The sequence below is a fragment of the Peptostreptococcus russellii genome (genome assembly GCF_003012055.1).
GTDB lineage: Bacteria > Bacillota > Clostridia > Peptostreptococcales > Peptostreptococcaceae > Peptostreptococcus > Peptostreptococcus russellii.
The window spans coordinates 203601-220223 of record NZ_JYGE01000007.1 but is presented as its reverse complement, the minus strand read 5'-3'; the positions used below and the strand labels follow the sequence as shown (position 1 = coordinate 220223).

9 protein-coding genes and 1 other annotated feature are annotated in these 16623 nt (G+C 31.2%); of the genes, 2 read left to right on the top strand and 7 right to left on the bottom strand.

Going from position 1 to position 16623, the window contains the following annotated elements; genetic code table 11:
• Positions 1–78: 78 nt before the first annotated feature.
• From UF10_RS08795 to UF10_RS08770, 6 genes are all read right to left on the bottom strand, one after another.
• Positions 79–2733: a valine--tRNA ligase gene (locus UF10_RS08795; protein WP_106777425.1), complete on the bottom strand. Its 2655-nt coding sequence runs from the start codon at positions 2731–2733 to the stop codon at positions 79–81.
• Positions 2734–2851: 118 nt separating this feature from the next.
• Positions 2852–3064: a binding site (T-box leader), on the bottom strand.
• 161 nt (positions 3065–3225) lie between these two features.
• Positions 3226–4227, bottom strand: coding sequence for a nucleoside hydrolase (locus UF10_RS08790; RefSeq protein ID WP_106777424.1), 1002 nt, complete (start codon positions 4225–4227; stop codon positions 3226–3228).
• 819 nt (positions 4228–5046) lie between these two features.
• On the bottom strand, positions 5047–6204 hold the full coding sequence (locus UF10_RS08785) for an ABC transporter ATP-binding protein (protein WP_207654590.1): 1158 nt from the start codon (positions 6202–6204) through the stop codon (positions 5047–5049).
• Between the two features lie 18 nt (positions 6205–6222).
• The gene (locus UF10_RS08780) at positions 6223–7038 is read right to left on the bottom strand and encodes an ABC transporter permease (protein WP_106777423.1); all 816 of its coding nucleotides are present in this window, start codon (positions 7036–7038) and stop codon (positions 6223–6225) included.
• Positions 7039–7409: 371 nt separating this feature from the next.
• Positions 7410–8309 (bottom strand): ABC transporter permease, encoded by a 900-nt coding sequence (locus tag UF10_RS08775; protein ID WP_106777422.1) that lies wholly within the window; start codon positions 8307–8309, stop codon positions 7410–7412.
• A gap of 10 nt (positions 8310–8319) precedes the next feature.
• Positions 8320–9573: an ABC transporter substrate-binding protein gene (locus UF10_RS08770; protein ID WP_106777421.1), complete on the bottom strand. Its 1254-nt coding sequence runs from the start codon at positions 9571–9573 to the stop codon at positions 8320–8322.
• A 450-nt stretch (positions 9574–10023) separates the two neighbouring features.
• Here UF10_RS08770 and UF10_RS08765 point away from each other — a divergent pair, with 450 nt between their 5' ends.
• Positions 10024–11571, top strand: coding sequence for a 4Fe-4S dicluster domain-containing protein (locus UF10_RS08765; RefSeq protein ID WP_106777420.1), 1548 nt, complete (start codon positions 10024–10026; stop codon positions 11569–11571).
• 130 nt (positions 11572–11701) lie between these two features.
• Here the strand turns inward: UF10_RS08765 and UF10_RS08760 are convergent, their stop codons facing one another.
• Positions 11702–13252, bottom strand: coding sequence for an ABC-F family ATP-binding cassette domain-containing protein (locus tag UF10_RS08760; protein ID WP_106777419.1), 1551 nt, complete (start codon positions 13250–13252; stop codon positions 11702–11704).
• Positions 13253–13774: 522 nt separating this feature from the next.
• Here UF10_RS08760 and UF10_RS08755 point away from each other — a divergent pair.
• Positions 13775–16609, top strand: a complete 2835-nt coding sequence (locus UF10_RS08755) for a transglycosylase domain-containing protein (RefSeq protein ID WP_242969090.1) — start codon at positions 13775–13777, stop codon at positions 16607–16609.
• The last annotated feature ends 14 nt before the right edge of the window (positions 16610–16623 follow it).

Sequence of the window (16623 nt, the reverse complement as noted above, 5' to 3'; positions counted from 1 at the left end):
TTTACATAGCAGTGCTTTTTTTCATTTTCTTATATATTATTATCTAGATTTTAATATATCTCTATTTTTTATAAAATATTAGTTGAATTTAGCTAGTCTTTCCTCGATTGTTTTTAACATTTCTTCAAACTTTTCTTTCTTTTGCTTTTCCTCTTCAATCAACTTATCTGGTGCCTTATTCATAAAACCAGGGTTATTTAGCTTACCTTCAACTCTCTTAATTTCAGAGATTGCCTTTTTCTTTTCTTTATTTAGTCTTTCTTTTTCCTTTTCAAAGTCAACTAGTTCATCAAGTGGTATAAATATCTCAACTCCATCTATAACTACTGACACAGCATCTTCAGGTATTCCTGTCTTATCATCTTTGATTTCAACATCTGAAGCTGATGCAAGAGATTTAAAGTATTCTTTTCCATCTTCCATAGCTTCTCTTTTTTCATCAGTAGGAACTATTATTGTCTTTGCTTTCTTTGATGGCGGTACATTCATTTCAGTTCTTACATTTCTTACACTTCTTATACCATCCATTATTAAGTTCATTTTTTCTTCTTCTAATTGCATATCATCTTTTTCATCATAATGTGGATATTCTGCTCTTATAATATAGCCTTCTACTGTTGGAAGATATGAGTATATTTCCTCTGTGATAAACGGTATAAATGGATGAAGAAGCTTTAATATCTTTTCAAGAACATAAGTTAGAGTATAAAGAGCTGCTCTTTTTGCATCTCTATCTTCTCCGTATAATCTTGGTTTTACCATTTCTATATACCAGTCACAGTATTCTGACCAAGTAAATTCATATGCCTTTTGTAGTGCCATTCCAAGTTCAAACTTATCCATATTATGAGTTACTTCTTTTACAACCCCATTAGCTCTAGATATTATCCACTTATCTGCAAGAGTGAAATCTTTTTGCACAGCTTCTCTTGTTAAATTCTCTAGTAGAGACTCATCTTCTAGATTCATAAATACAAATCTAGATGCATTCCATAATTTATTATTGAAGTTACGAGCGAACTCTACTCTTTCTGTATAGAATCTCATATCATTTCCTGGTGAGTTTCCTGTTGCAAGAGTAAATCTAAGAGCATCTGCTCCATACTGATCTATTACTTCCAGTGGATCTATACCATTTCCTAGAGATTTTGACATCTTTCTACCTTCTGCATCTCTTACTAGTCCATGAACCAATACATGGCTAAATGGCTTTTCATTCATACAGAACATTGCACTAAATGTCATTCTTACTACCCAGAAGAATATTATGTCATAGCCTGTTACCAAAACGCTTGTTGGATAATAGTAATCTAACTCTTCAGTTTTTTCTGGCCATCCAAGAGTTTCAAAAGGCCACAGTCCTGATGAAAACCAAGTATCTAAAACGTCTTCATCTTGTTCTATGTTTGTAGAGTTACACTTGCTACAGTGAGTAGGAGCTTCTTCTGATACCATTATTTCTCCACAGTCTTGGCAATAATATGCTGGTATCTGATGTCCCCACCATAGCTGTCTTGATATACACCAGTCTCTGATGTTTTCAAGCCACTGAAGATATGTCTTATCAAATTTATCAGGAACAAATTCAAGTTCATTTTCCTTTAATAAATCTATTGCAGGCTTTGCTAGCTCATCCATCTTTACGAACCACTGAAGTGATAATCTAGGCTCTACAACTGAGTGACATCTATAGCAAGTACCTACTGCGTGATCATGCTTTTTGATGTGCATTAAGTAGCCTTCTTCTTTTAAGTCTTCTACTATTGCTTTTCTACACTCATATCTATCCATACCTTCATACTTGCCAGCTAAAGAATTCATAGTAGCATCATCATTCATTACATTTATTTCTTCAAGATTATGTCTTTTTCCTACTTCAAAGTCATTAGGATCATGGGCTGGAGTCATCTTTACAGCACCAGTTCCAAAATCTTTTTCAACATAATCATCTGCTACTATTATTAATTCTCTACCTACTAAAGGAAGTATTGCAGTCTTACCTACAAGATGAGTATATCTTTCATCTTCTGGATGCACAGCTATACCTGTATCTCCTAGCATTGTTTCTGGTCTAGTTGTAGCAATTTCTAAAAATTCATCACTATCCTTGATAGGATACTTAATGTGCCAGAAGTTTCCTTCTTGATCCTCGTGCTCTACCTCTGCATCAGAAAGTGTAGTCTTACAATCTGGACACCAGTTTATTATTCTGTTTCCTCTGTATATATGACCTTCCTTGTAAAGTTCTACAAAGAACTTAGTTACTGCCTTGTTGCAGCCTTCATCCATTGTAAATCTTTCCTTATCCCAGTCACATGATGCACCAAGCTTTTTAACCTGATTTACTATCTTACCACCGAATTCATCTTTCCAGTCCCAAGCACGTCTTAAAAATTCTTCTCTTCCTACTTCATACTTAGTCTTTCCAGTTTCACTCTTTATTCTATCTACTACCTTTACTTCTGTAGCAATTGATGCATGGTCTGTTCCAGGTATCCAAAGAGCCTCAAATCCATCCATTCTTTTCCATCTAATTAATATATCCTGTAATGTATCATCTAGTGCATGCCCCATATGAAGCTGACCTGTGATATTTGGAGGAGGCATTACTATTGTAAATGATTCTTTGTCTTTGTTTACTTCTGACTTAAAGCAATCATTGTCTTGCCACTCCTGATACAGTCTGTCCTCGAAATCCTTTGGATCATAATTTTTAGGTAAATTTCTTTCCATAATTTCCTCCTTTTAAAATACTCTTAAATATCATATAATATTCACTAATATTATTTTCTTTGAAATTTTTATAAATTTAAATATAAAGATATTTGTAATAAAAAAGAGCCTTTCATCCACAAAGGACGAAAAGCTCGCGTTACCACCTTAATTCCAGACAAGTCTGGCTCTTTGAAGTCTTTAACGAAACTAACCGTATCGCACTACACATCAACACTTCATGCGACAAACTACAAAGCTACCTTCAAAATACATTCATTGAAAATCTCACACCTTTGATTTTCTCTCTGGGAAATCCTGTAAATTTACTCCTCTTTGTCTGAGTCTTTAAATTTAAACTTGTTCAATGTATAGATTATATAATAAAAATATTAAGTTTGCAATATCTATATTATATAATTTATATCTCAAGCAAAAAAATATATGACAATAACTAAATATCTTTAGTTTTTTCGCTATTTATTTTTGTAAATCAATTTTTATCTTCTTTTATTAACCATGAACTACTTCAATCATTTTTTTATTAATAATAGCTGAATCAATAGCAGTAGGTATATTTATTACATTACTTCTCAGCTCTTCAAAAGAATTCTCTTGTGTTTCTATCATCTTAAATATATCTTCACTAGTTATTCTTTTGTTTTCTATTCTTCTTTCAGCAATATTTATAAAACCATTATTAAAGTCACTTAGTTTTGACTTTATTCCAACAAATTGCTCGTCAAATAACTCTGGATTTGTAAGATAGATTGCAGCTATTACATCCCAGAGAACTATAGAATCTTGATTGTATTCATTTTTGAACTCATTCATCCATTTTTCTATTTTTTTAATAAGAAACTCATTTTTAAGATTATGATTTTTTACAGCAAATTTATTCTTCAAGTCATTTAATTCATCAAAGGAAAATTCTACATCCATACAGTTATTTCCTGTTAGAACAGAAACATTTGAATACTGTGTTAAAACTTCAAAAGCTCCCTCTGGGCAAACTGAAAAATTCAATTCCTTCATTGTTTTATCCCCAAACTTAAGAGCTTCTGTAATTCCTCCCATTAAAACCACTTGTCTTGTATGTGCTATTACACTAGTGTCAATTATCCCAGCATCTAATAAATTTTGCATCGATCCAGTTGCTAGAATATCTACTTCACCTGGATACTTGTTTACCATTGATACTATAAAATTGGCTGCATCATTTTTTTTAACTTCTTCTTTTTCCATATTTGTATTATTTTCATATTTTGAAGCGTAATAATCGTGCATAGTGTATCCGCCCCTACCCTTATATACGTTTATATCTGCCCCTATTTCTTTTACTAGGTCAAGCGTTTGATTATAAACATAATCTAGTTTCTCATTTCCATAAGTACAAGTCACTCCCAAAAGTTCTACGTCTGGATTATTGATAAGATAAAGAAGGGCTAGACCATCATCGATATCTCTATTGTCTATACCCATTGTATTATCGCAATCAAATATTACTTTTTTCATTTTTACACCTTTCTATGTATAAACACCTATCTATCATATAGGCTTATATTTTGTATCCTGATAATTATTTTATATTTATAGTTGTGTATTTATATGAAAATTAATCTATCTAGCTATTTATATTTATAACAAGTTTCTTTCCAAATTCCAGATGAAATTTTCTTCTCCTGAATTGCTTAGACTCCATATAAAATCTAAAATACACAAGCATATCCTAAAATTTAATATATCAAAATTTTATAGCCTCAAATACGCCAAAGTTTTATTTAAATGTAAAATTAAATTTCTTTTAGTAACGTATTCCCCTATATATTATATATTATTTATACATAAATCTCCACAAAGTTTCTAATTAACATATTATATTTTAAAATTATCCTGTAATCTATATATTTATGCCTTTTTTCTACTTTAAAAGCTTATTTTTTTAATAATATAAAGCATACTTTTTAACTTTGGGAATGAATTCTTTATATCATTATACTTTTTTATTTGTATTTTCATATTTTTTGCTAGTATATTTCTCTTTTATTTTATAATTTTTATCATTTTAGAGAGATAAACACAGCTTTTCTCATCAAATAAGATAGAGCTTTCCTTCATTTCATTAAAGTTTAAATTTAAAATCAATACCGCTATCCATTTAGCTATGGCTTTTCTTCAATATAAATAAATATTGATATTATTATAAATCACATAGAAGCTAACCTTTAATTTTATCAATAAATCTAAATTCAAAATCAATACTACTTTTCATTTTTACTTTGGTATAAATATAGATATTATTATAAATCGGATATAATCTAATTTTTTATTTCATTAATAGATAATAAAATTTTCTATCTTCAACACTATGCTATCACCTTTTTCATATGTTTTCTTTGAAAAATCTTCTACTTTAAGACTTATAAATTCCTCTTCAAAATCCCTATTTTCTTCTTCAATTAATTCTTTTATAGGAAAGTCTATTTTTCTATTATTAGAAAAAAGCAAAGAATCTTCTTTATCAATAAATGGATATAAATCTCTTTTATTTACTTTTACAATATGTTTTACACTCACCCCTGAATAATTCGAACTTTCTAATATAGCATCTATATAATTTATTCTGATAGAGTTGTTGATTTCACTATTTTTTTCTTCTCTTGACTCTATGAACTTTTGTTTTTTTTCTAGCAAATCCAAATCTTCTTTTTTATCACTTTCAAGTATTTTTATTTCTTCTGGCTTAATAAAAAGCTTCTTGCCTTCAATTTCTATAAAGTTATCGTCTAACATAAAACTAGCAATATCAAAATTATTTGGTTTTTCATAAATCTTTTGAGGAGTATCGATTTGTTTTATTTCTCCATCTAGCATAACTCCAACTCTATCGCTAAAAAGAAGTGCCTCTTGCTTATCATGAGTCACTAATATTGTTGTAATATTATGTTTTTCTTGAAGCCTTATTGTCAACTCTCTCATTTTTTCTCTTAAATGTGTATCTAGACTTGAATAAGCTTCATCTAAAAGCAAGAGCTCTGGTTCTACAGCCAATGCTCTAGCCAATGCTACTCTTTGTTTTTCTCCACCTGAAAGTTTACTTACTTTTTTATTCTCATAGCCAACTAATTTAATCTCTTCAAGCAAGATCTTAACTTTTTCTTCTATAAATTTTTTATCCTTTTTTCTAATTTTAAGACCAAATCCTATATTATCATATACATTCATATGCGGAAATAAGAGATTTTCTTGACTTACAATGACTATATTTCTTTTGTTACTAGCAAGATTGCTTATATCTCTTCCATCTAAAAGTATTTCCCCTTCAAAATCATCCACAATTCCTGCCATTATTCCCAACATTGTGCTCTTTCCACATCCAGATGGTCCTAATATGCTTAATCTTTCACCTTCAAATAAAGATAGCTTCATATTTTTTAATACTTTATTATTTCTAAAACTTTTATTTATTCCCTTCATCTCTAACTTATACACTATTTTCTCCTTCAACTGCTATATAAACATATAATCATCTAATTCTTTTTTATAAATTCTCTTTAAAAATGCTTCCATAATAAATAAAAGAAAAATTGTAGTCACTAAAAATATTACTCCATATACAGATCCCATCATTCTGTCAGCAGATTGTATAAAGGGAAACATATCCATAGTAAATGTAATAATCCTTCCTCCGCCTATTAAATATACCAAGAAATACTGACTAAATGAAACTATATAACACATTATTGCTGCAGAAATTATCCCTGGCATAATCATCGGTAATACTATAAACCTTATCGTATTTAGTCTGCCAGCACCTAGTATATACGCCTGATCTATGTATCCCCTTCCAGTAATTAAAAATACATCTTTAATCATATTAACAGCATATGGTATACATGGAACTATACTTACAAGAATTACCCCCAAGTATGTTCTAGCTAGACCTAATTTTATAAACTGTATATTTAAGCCCATTCCAATAGATACTGCCGGAATTATTATTGGAGAATATACAATGTATCCAACTATTTTTTTCCCCTTAAATTCATTAAAAGCCAATGCTTTGGCACAAGGTATAGAAATTAATACGGTAATTATAGTAGTCATAGTAGATATAAATACGGAATTTTTCAAAGAATTTAAAATCCTAGAATTATTCAAAAAGACATATTTCCATCCTCTCAAACCAAAATTTGAAGGCAATATATCTGGCCATCTATAATTATTTGTAAAGGACCATATAAACATTACTACAATAGGCAGTACTATTGTTGCTAGCGACACTATTATAATTGCCTTTATCAAAATATTTTTAAACTTATTCATCTCAATCTGCCTTTCAATATTATTTATTATTATAACTATCTTATTCGAACGTCACTTTTCAAATATTGCTTAACAAGAGTACTTTTTGTATCATCTTATGAACCTTGCTTACAAAATCACTTCACTAGACTTATCTATTAAAATCATTTTATAAATCTTGCTTATAAAATAGCACTTGTAAAAATCACTTTTTGAATGTCAATTTAACAGTCTTAACCATCAATAGTAATTTTTGTAATATTTTGCTACTTTTATTTATCAAAATCACCTTTTAAATATAATCTTATGAGTATTACTTCATAAATATGACTTTAATAGTATTTCCATACAAGAACATCTATTTTAAGCAGAGTTATTTAGATTTTATATACCTATTCCACATAATTTTTTCCAAGTATCAATCTCTTAATTATGTAGTTAAAGAATATTACAAAAAAAACACAAAAGGCAACTATTACCATGTTCATAGCCATTGCATATGGTCTATTTGACATTATTGGATTTTGATATTCTATAAATGCTTTTATTGGTAAAGTTTTAGGAAGTGTGCTTCCCAACAACATTGGAAGTTCATATGCACCAAAAGAAAAGGAAAAAACTATTGTAAATGTAGATAAAATGGTTGGAAGCAACATAGGAAGAGTGACCTTCATAAATGCGTATAATTTGCTTGCTCCCAAATTTATTGCTATCATTTCGTGCTTTAAACTTATCCTTCTCATCACTGCCAAACAAGTCAATAATATATATGGAACTTCTTTCCAAATATAAGAGATAATAATCCCAACTCCATTTGAACTGAAAAGTACATTAGAAAATATATCCTGTGCATTATCTATTCCCAATCCATAAAGCACTCTTGAAATTATCCCCGAATCAGATAAAAATGTAATTGCAAATAATGCTACTATTATATGAGGTAGCATTATTACCAACTTATAAATGATGTCAATACTTACTTTTGATCCTAACTTTTGCAATTTTTTTCTTTCTAAGTGTAAAATCATTCTAGCTAGCAAAACTCCTAAAATAACACTTATAGTAGATGAAACTGTTGTGATATAAAGAGTATATAACAAACTTTCTATAAATGATTCCTGCTGAAATATATCTATATAGTATTTAAATGTTATATCATTCATCCCCATAATAGGAAAATATCCGAGACTCTGAATTAGAGCCCCGAATATCCCTACTAGTAAGACAAATAATAAAATAAACATAACTGGAAAAATCTCCAAATATACTTTATACTTTTTTTTATTTGCCATATATTTTCTCCTACTTACTAGGTATTTCTTCTAGCCATATCTTCTCTATTACTGGAACAATATCCGCTGGAAGCTCTGGCTGTCTCTTCTTTAAAAGTTCTTGCTGAGTAAGAGTTGCACTTCCTAGCTTTACACTTTCTATTTCCTTTTTTTCTTCTTCACTTAATTTTGAGTTGTCTATTACTGGTAGATCTCCCCAAACATCTGGTTTATACTTCTCATTTTGTGATTCAAAGTTAAGAATCTCATTTATAACTACCATTGCTCCCTCTTTATTAGGTGCATTTTTTGCTATTGCTAAGAAATGAGTGTTGCCAATTGTACCCTTGTCAAATACAGAAGTCTTGGTATTTTTTGGGAAAGTTCCCTTTTCCACCATATTAGATGCAAAATTCGGATTATAACTTACATCAAAATAAACTGTTCCATCTGCAAACATATTGTCTAGCTGAGTAGAATCCGTTGGGTAAGTCTTACCCTCTTTCCAAAGATATGGCTTTAGCTCCTTTAAATAATCCATTGCTGGCTTAACTGCTTCTCTTACAGCTTTCTCATCTTTTGGATCAATATCTTTTAATTTTTCATATCCAACCTTTTCATACACTATATTTCTCACAAATGCTGAACCTGTAAAATCAGGTAGGGCTGGGTATGTTATTTTTCCCGGATTTTCTTTTGCTGCTTTTAGTAAATCATCTGCACTCTTAATAGGCTGCAACTTGTCAGAATTATAAACCATAACTAGCTGTGCCTTTCCAAATGGTGCTTCATATCCTTTTGTTTCATATCCAAAATCGTACTTCACTTCATCTGAAGTCTTATCTACATACTTATCCATATTAGGTAATTTATCTACAAAAGGCCCAAACAAAAGATTGTTTTCCTTTGCAGTGTAGAAGTTCTCTCCATTTATCCATACAACATCAATATTACCTTTTTCTTCTTTAGCCTGTACACTATTTTGCATATTGTTTAATACTTCATCAATATCCATACCTACACGCTTAACAGTAATATCGTAATCCTTCTTCATCTTATCTCCTAGATAATGGTCTATCCAATTATTCGTTTGATCTGATCCACCCCATCCATAGATAGTTACCGTAGTTCCTTTTGAAGCCTTTAGAATATCATCAAAAGACTGCTCTGTTATTTTTTGATCCTGATTATCGCCAGTTTCTTTTTCATTACTATTTGATCCACAAGCAGTAAGAGTTAATGCTGCTGCTAAAAATAGTGCTGAAAATTTAGCTAAATATTTCATAAATACCTCCTTTTAAATATAAATATTATTACATATTAATTATCAAATATAATTATACCATTAATTATTTAAACTTCATTATACACGAAGACACTTTACTATGGATTTACCTATACATTTTTTAAATATATAAATAGATTCTTATTACTTTTATCTATAATTAATTTTAAATAAAAAATTATTTTTTTTTATTATAGAATTACATCTTTTAAAAACTTCTTATGTTTTCCTATTCTTTTTTGAATAAAGTAAAGCGTTTTCCTAGTTTTTAAAAATAATATAAGCAATTTTCAAAAATATGCCATTGTTATTTATTATCATTCTTTAATAAATATTTCAAAAACATATTTTCCATATTTATTTTATTAATGTTCTGTGATATACTAAAATACGGTTGTTAAGAATGATGTTTAAAATACGGTTTATAAGGTAAATTTAGGAGGTATTTCAATGAGCTTAAAGGGTATTTTTACCGCGATTGCAAAGGTTCGCCGTGACGTATTTACAGAGGTTGCTAGATTCGCATATGAAGGGGATGAAGATTACAATAAACTGGAAGAAATTCCATACAATATTGTCCCTGGTGAAATAGCATCTTTTAGAGAAAGTATATTTCTAGAAAGAGCTATAGTAGGAGAAAGAGTGAGACTAGCAATGGGGATGCCACTGAGAACAGTGAATGAACATGCACCACTATCTACTGGTATAGATGAGAGTTCTGTAAAAAATACAATATATAAGGCTCCTTTTGTAAACATTATAAAGTTTGCATGTAATTCATGTCCAGATAATGTTTATAAAACTACTGATATCTGTAGAGGATGTTTGGCAAGACCTTGTATGGAGGTCTGTCCAAAGGATGCTATTTCCATGGTTGATGGAAAATCTTTTATTGATCAGTCAAAGTGTATTAAGTGTGGTAGATGTAAATCTGTCTGTCCATACTCAGCTATTGTTAAAATGGAAAGACCTTGTGCGGCATCGTGTGGAATGGATGCAATATCATCTGATGAATTTGGTAGAGCTATAATTGATTATGACAAATGTGTATCTTGCGGTGTATGTATATCATCTTGTCCGTTTGGAGCTATAGCAGATAAAACACAGATATTCCAAATTATAGAATCAATAAAATCAGGCAAAAAAGTGATTGCAGAAATAGCACCAGCTTTTGCAGGTCAATTTGGAGCTAAGGTTACTCCTGAAAAGTTAAAAACTGCTCTTCTTGAGTTAGGTTTCCATGATGTAGTAGAAGTTGCAATCGGTGCAGACTTATGTACTATAGAAGAGGCAGAAGATTATTTGTCAAAAGTCCCAAATAAAATAGACTTTATGGCTACATCTTGTTGTCCAGCATGGTCTGTAATGGCTAAAAAACTATTCCCGGAATTTAAGGATAATATCTCAATGGCAATGACTCCTATGGTCTTTACTGCCAGATTTATAAAGCAAGAACATAAAGATGCTAAGGTTGTATTTATAGGACCTTGTGTATCAAAGAAGCAAGAAGCTACTAGAAACTCTGTAAAGAGCCACGTAGACTATGTTCTTACATTTGAAGAAGTAATGGGTATGTTCCAAGCAAAGAATATCGACCTTGAAGCTATAGAACCATCTGAAGAAGTTAACTTAGGTACAGGTGCAGGTAGAGGTTTCGCTGTTTCTGGCGGAGTTGCAAACGCAGTTGTCGATGTTATAAAGAAGATAGATCCTGATAGAGAAATGAAAATAGATAGTGCTGATGGTCTAAAGGATTGTAGAAAGATGTTACTTATGGCCAAAGCTGGTAAGAGAGACGGTTACCTACTAGAAGGTATGGCATGTCCGGGTGGATGTGTTGCTGGTACAGGTACAATTCAGCCAGTAAATAAAAGTACTGCTACGGTAAATCTTTATAAGAAAAATGCAGATTTAAAGATAGCAAATGAAAGTCAATTTTCAGAAGTATTATCAGAACTTGATTCTGGATGGTTTGATGATTGGTCAATTGAAAAATAAATAAAATATTTAGGCATGGTTTTTTTCCGTGCCTTTTTTTGTTTTTAATTATAACTCAAGGTTAAATCAAAGTACATAACTATAAATTCTTTTAAAACAAAAAAGAGAGGAATCTCCTCTCTTTAAATTTTTATACTATTTTTGTTGTAAAATCCTCTATATTCCACACATCATTTACTATGTCCATAAAGAATTCTGGCTCATGACTTACTAATAAGACAGTACCCTTGAAGTCTTGTATAGCCCTTTTTAGTTCATCCTTTGCCTCAACATCTAAATGATTTGTAGGCTCATCTAGAACCAAGAAATTTATTTCCTTTAACATTATTTTACATAGTCTAACCTTAGCAGCTTCACCACCTGATAATACTCTCATCTGACTAGTTATATGATCATTTGTTAGCCCACACTTGGCTAGTGCTCTTCTTACATCTACATTATCAAGACCTGGAAACTCATTCCATACTTCTTGAAGAGCTGTATTAGTATTTTCGTGAGAACTTTCTTGTTCAAAGTATCCTACTTCAAGATAATCTCCTAGATGGACTTCCCCATCAAAAGGCTTAACAATTCCTAATAGAGTTTTCAATAACGTTGACTTACCAATACCATTCATTCCCTTAAGTGCAATCTTATTGCCTCTTTCTAGCCTAAAGTTTAGAGGCTTAGTTAGAGCTTCATCATATCCAAGTACTAAATCCTTACTTTCAAATACTACTTTTCCAGATGTTCTTGCAGTTTTAAAATTAAATTCTGGTTTTATCTTCTCTCTAGGTCTTTCAAGTACTTCCATCTTGTCTAGTACCTTTTGTCTTGAATTTGCCATTCCCCTAGTTGCTACTCTAGCCTTATTTCTAGCAATAAAATCTTCTAACTTCTTTCTTTCTTCTATCTGTTTTTCATAAGCTTGCTCTTCTTGACGTTTTTTAATTTCATTTAATCTTTCAAATTCGTCATAGTTACCCTTATATCTGTTAAGCTCTCCATTTTCAAGATGATATATAACATTGCAAGTGTCATTAATGAAAGGTATATCATGAGATACAAGAACAAATGCATTTTCATAATCCTGTAAATAACTTCTTAACCAATTTATATGTTCTTCATCAAGATAGTTTGTAGGCTCGTCTAAAACTAATATAGTAGGATTTTCTAGTAAAAGCTTCGTTAAAAGTACCTTTGTTCTCTGTCCACCAGATAAGTCTGCTACATCTTTATCCAGACCAATATCTCCTAATCCCAAACCATTTGCAACTTCCTGAATCTTTGCATCTATAGTATAAAATCCACTATGTTCTAGCATAGTCTGTATATCTGCAGTATCTTCCATATACTTTTCCATCTCTTCTTCAGTAGCTTCGGCCATTTTATCGTATATTTCTAGCATCTCTTTTTCAAGTTCATACATATTATTGAAGGCTCCTCTAAGAATATCTCTTATAGTATTTCCCTTTTCCAATACAGTATGCTGATCTAAATAGCCTACCGTTACTCTATTTGACCACTTTATACTACCCGCGTCTGGCATTAACTTCATTGTGATTATATTTAAAAAACTCGACTTACCTTCTCCATTAGGTCCCACAAGTGCTATATGCTCACCTTTTCTTATTCTAAAAGACACATCTTCCAATATTGTTCTCGAGCCAAATCCATGACTTACTTTTTCTACTACTAACATACTTTCCTCCATTTACATAATTTTCTTTAAGCTATTAATTATTCCTTGATTATTAATTTTGCTATTACTTCTTTAATGTCATTTCTTTAGATATCACTTCTTTAATATCACTTCTTTAATATCACTTCTTTAATTCTCAGTGTTTTTCTATATATATTAATTAGCAAATATAAAATTCTGCTCAAAATCTCATATAAATACAGTGCTATTTGTCTATTTTTATATATTGCATAACTTTAGAGACAAATCTCTATTAATATCACTCACATCCAGTGTGAATATTTAATATAAATTTATCATATCCATACTTATTTTCTAGAATGATTATTTAAAATCTACATACTAAAATATTATAGCATATTATGTATAAATTACATTATTATTTTTAAAATATAAACAATTAATTATAGCTATTTTCTCCAATCTCTCAATTTTGTAAGATAGGCCTTTTTATCAGCTTAATTATTGTAATATACACATTTTTAATGTATAATTAAAAACAGTAAGGAGGTAAAAACTGAAATGAAAAAAGATAATCCTGAAGCTAAAAATAAAATAAGAAGAAAATCGGCTAGTTCTAATAGCAGATCTCCCCGTAATTCTTCAGATTCTAGATCGAGTGCTAGAAAAAACTTTACTCTTCCTTCAGAGAGAAAGAAATCAAGTTCTAACACACAAAAAAAGTCTAGACCTACATCAACTTCAAGGAAATCTTCTACATCTACGAACCCTTCGTCAAAAACTAGGGCTGTAAGTGTTTCAAAAAATAAAAAACAAGACTCTAGTAAAGTAAATAGAAATGATAAAAATAGTAAGAGAAATAGAAACAATTCCTCTGCTACTAGAGGCAGTTCAAAGGCTTTACAGAAAAAAGTCAGAAGTAGAAGAAAGAGAAAAGTTGTCGGTGGCATAATAGCTGCCTTAATAGTATGTTTTGCACTAGGTTTGGGGTTTGTTTTCGCGTCTTTGAAAGACATCAAACCCGTCAATGAAAATCTCTTAGATAAATTGACTCATCAAACAACTACTATTAAATACTCAAACGGTGAGACAATGTCTACTGCACCAACTCTTTATAAAAAGACTCCTATTCCACTAAGTGATATGTCGCCTTATTTAAGAAAGGCTATTGTATCTATAGAGGATGAGCGTTTTTATTCGCACAGTGGTGTCGATTACTGGGGACTAGGACGTTCTGTAGTTAAAACACTACTTGGCAAGAGACAGGGTGGTAGTACAATACCTATGCAGGTTTCAAAAGTACTACTTACTAGCAGTGATCAGACGCTTAGCCGAAAAATCAAGGATATATACTATGCTCTTGAAATGAGCAAGACAGTAAGCAAAGATAAAATTTTAGAAACATATCTAAATAATTATTTCGTTGGTAAGGGTCTTTGTGGTGCTGAAGCCGGTTCAATGGGCTACTTCAACAAACACAATAAAGATTTAACACTTGGAGAAGCTGCAATGCTCGCTGGTGTAACAAGAAATCCATCGAAGTATGCACCTTATACAACTGCTCGAATAACAGGTGATGAAACAAAGACAGACTTAAATCATAAACTGTTATTTTTCCTACCTACTGAAGGTTTAGCAGAGGCAAATAAGGCTGAAAAAGATATGTATGAAAATCTATATGAATGGGATTTAATAGATGAAGATACTTATAAGCAACTTAAAAGTGGAGAGCTTCTAGTAAGAAAGGCTATTAATAACCCAGATGCAAAGGTTAGACAAGAAACTGTTCTTAAGAAAATGAGAGAACTTAATGTTATTACTGAAAAACAATATGTAGAGGCTGTAAATGAGCCTATCAGTATTCAGTTCCCAGATTCAAAAGAAAAAGTTGCAAACTCAGTTGAGAGTTTAATTGAATATGACGTTATAGATGCTTTGATGGAACAAGGTAAGACTGAAGAAGAAGCAAGAAATATGTACTATAATGGCGGTTTGATTATAAACTCAACTATCGATCCAAAAATACAAGAATCAATAGAAAAACAGTATGAAAACGGAAATAACTTCCCTAATGATACTGTTGCAGACAATGGTTTAAGTCAGCCTCAATCTGCTTCTGTTGTAATAGATTATAAAACTGGAAATATCAAGGGATTAATTGGCGGACGTAATATTAAGGCTAGAAAGACTCTAAATAGAGCTCTAACACCTTATCAGCCTGGTTCTACTATAAAACCTTTATCTGTTTATATTCCTGCCATTGATACAGGAAAAGTTACTCAGTCAACTCTTATGTCAGATGCAAGAGGCGGCTATAGATTTAAGGAAAATAGAGAGGATAATCCTAATACAACTACACAAGGATATGGATCTATGTCATTGAGACACGGTATGGCTCTATCTTCTAATACTATTGCCTATAAAACTGGTGAATTATTAGGACCTACATATGAAGACTCTATTGATGTTATGATCGATTACCTAAGAAACTTTGGTATCACAACTATCCTTGACTTTAAGGAAGAAAATAAAGCTGGTATGCAAAGAAGTGATAGACATTTCAACTCACTAGTACTTGGTGGTCTAACTAAGGGTATTACACCTCTTCAGATGGCTGCAGCATTTGGTACAATTGCCAATGGCGGTGTTTATGTAGAACCTGAAATATTTACTACTATTACTACATATAACGGAGAGCTTATAGTTAAAAATACTCCTCAAACTCACAAAGTTGTAGATCCTGCAGTGGCATATGTTATGACAGATATGCTACAAGCAGTTGTTACAGAAGGTATTGGTAAGAACGCAGCTCTAAACTCTGGAATTCCAGTAGCTGGTAAGACTGGTTCTACTAATAGTTATCTAGATACATGGTTTGTTGGATATACTCCATACTATGTTGGAAGTGTGTATATTGGTGATGATGCTGGTATTAAAAATGATGATGGTTCAACTATGCAAAGAAGATCTATAGAAGGTGGTGGATCTATGTCATCTTCAAGACTTTGGGCAAAGATTATGAATCCAGTACACGAAAACTTAGAATACAAGAAATTTGAAAAGCCAGATGGAGTTTACATGACTGGTATAAACCCTATAGATGGAGGACGTGCTTCTTATGGTGTAATGGCTGCATTCTTAGATGCTACTTCTCCTGACAGATATAGTTCAGGTGCAGGATATTATCAAAAGAAGAGCACTACTAACTATAGAAGAAATACAGGTTATACTAGAAAGTCATATAACAACTATAACCAAGGTACAGGCACTACTAACAATACAGGCACTGCTAACACTGGTGGTGCTACAGGCAATACTGCTGGTGTAGGAACAGGCGCTGGCACAGGAACAGGAACAGCTAATACTGGAAATGTTCAACAAGGACAAGGCTATTAAAATCAAAATAAAAA

What these genes read in the sequence shown, in the direction of transcription:
- UF10_RS08795 (WP_106777425.1), bottom strand. Translation starts at nt 2,733, where the DNA reads ATGGAAAGAAATTTACCTAAAAATTATGATCCAAAGGATTTCGAGGAC.
- UF10_RS08790 (WP_106777424.1), bottom strand. Translation starts at nt 4,227, where the DNA reads ATGAAAAAAGTAATATTTGATTGCGATAATACAATGGGTATAGACAAT.
- UF10_RS08780 (WP_106777423.1), bottom strand. Translation starts at nt 7,038, where the DNA reads ATGAATAAGTTTAAAAATATTTTGATAAAGGCAATTATAATAGTGTCG.
- UF10_RS08775 (WP_106777422.1), bottom strand. Translation starts at nt 8,309, where the DNA reads ATGGCAAATAAAAAAAAGTATAAAGTATATTTGGAGATTTTTCCAGTT.
- UF10_RS08770 (WP_106777421.1), bottom strand. Translation starts at nt 9,573, where the DNA reads ATGAAATATTTAGCTAAATTTTCAGCACTATTTTTAGCAGCAGCATTA.
- UF10_RS08765 (WP_106777420.1), top strand. Translation starts at nt 10,024, where the DNA reads ATGAGCTTAAAGGGTATTTTTACCGCGATTGCAAAGGTTCGCCGTGAC.
- UF10_RS08760 (WP_106777419.1), bottom strand. Translation starts at nt 13,252, where the DNA reads ATGTTAGTAGTAGAAAAAGTAAGTCATGGATTTGGCTCGAGAACAATA.
- UF10_RS08755 (WP_242969090.1), top strand. Translation starts at nt 13,775, where the DNA reads ATGAAAAAAGATAATCCTGAAGCTAAAAATAAAATAAGAAGAAAATCG.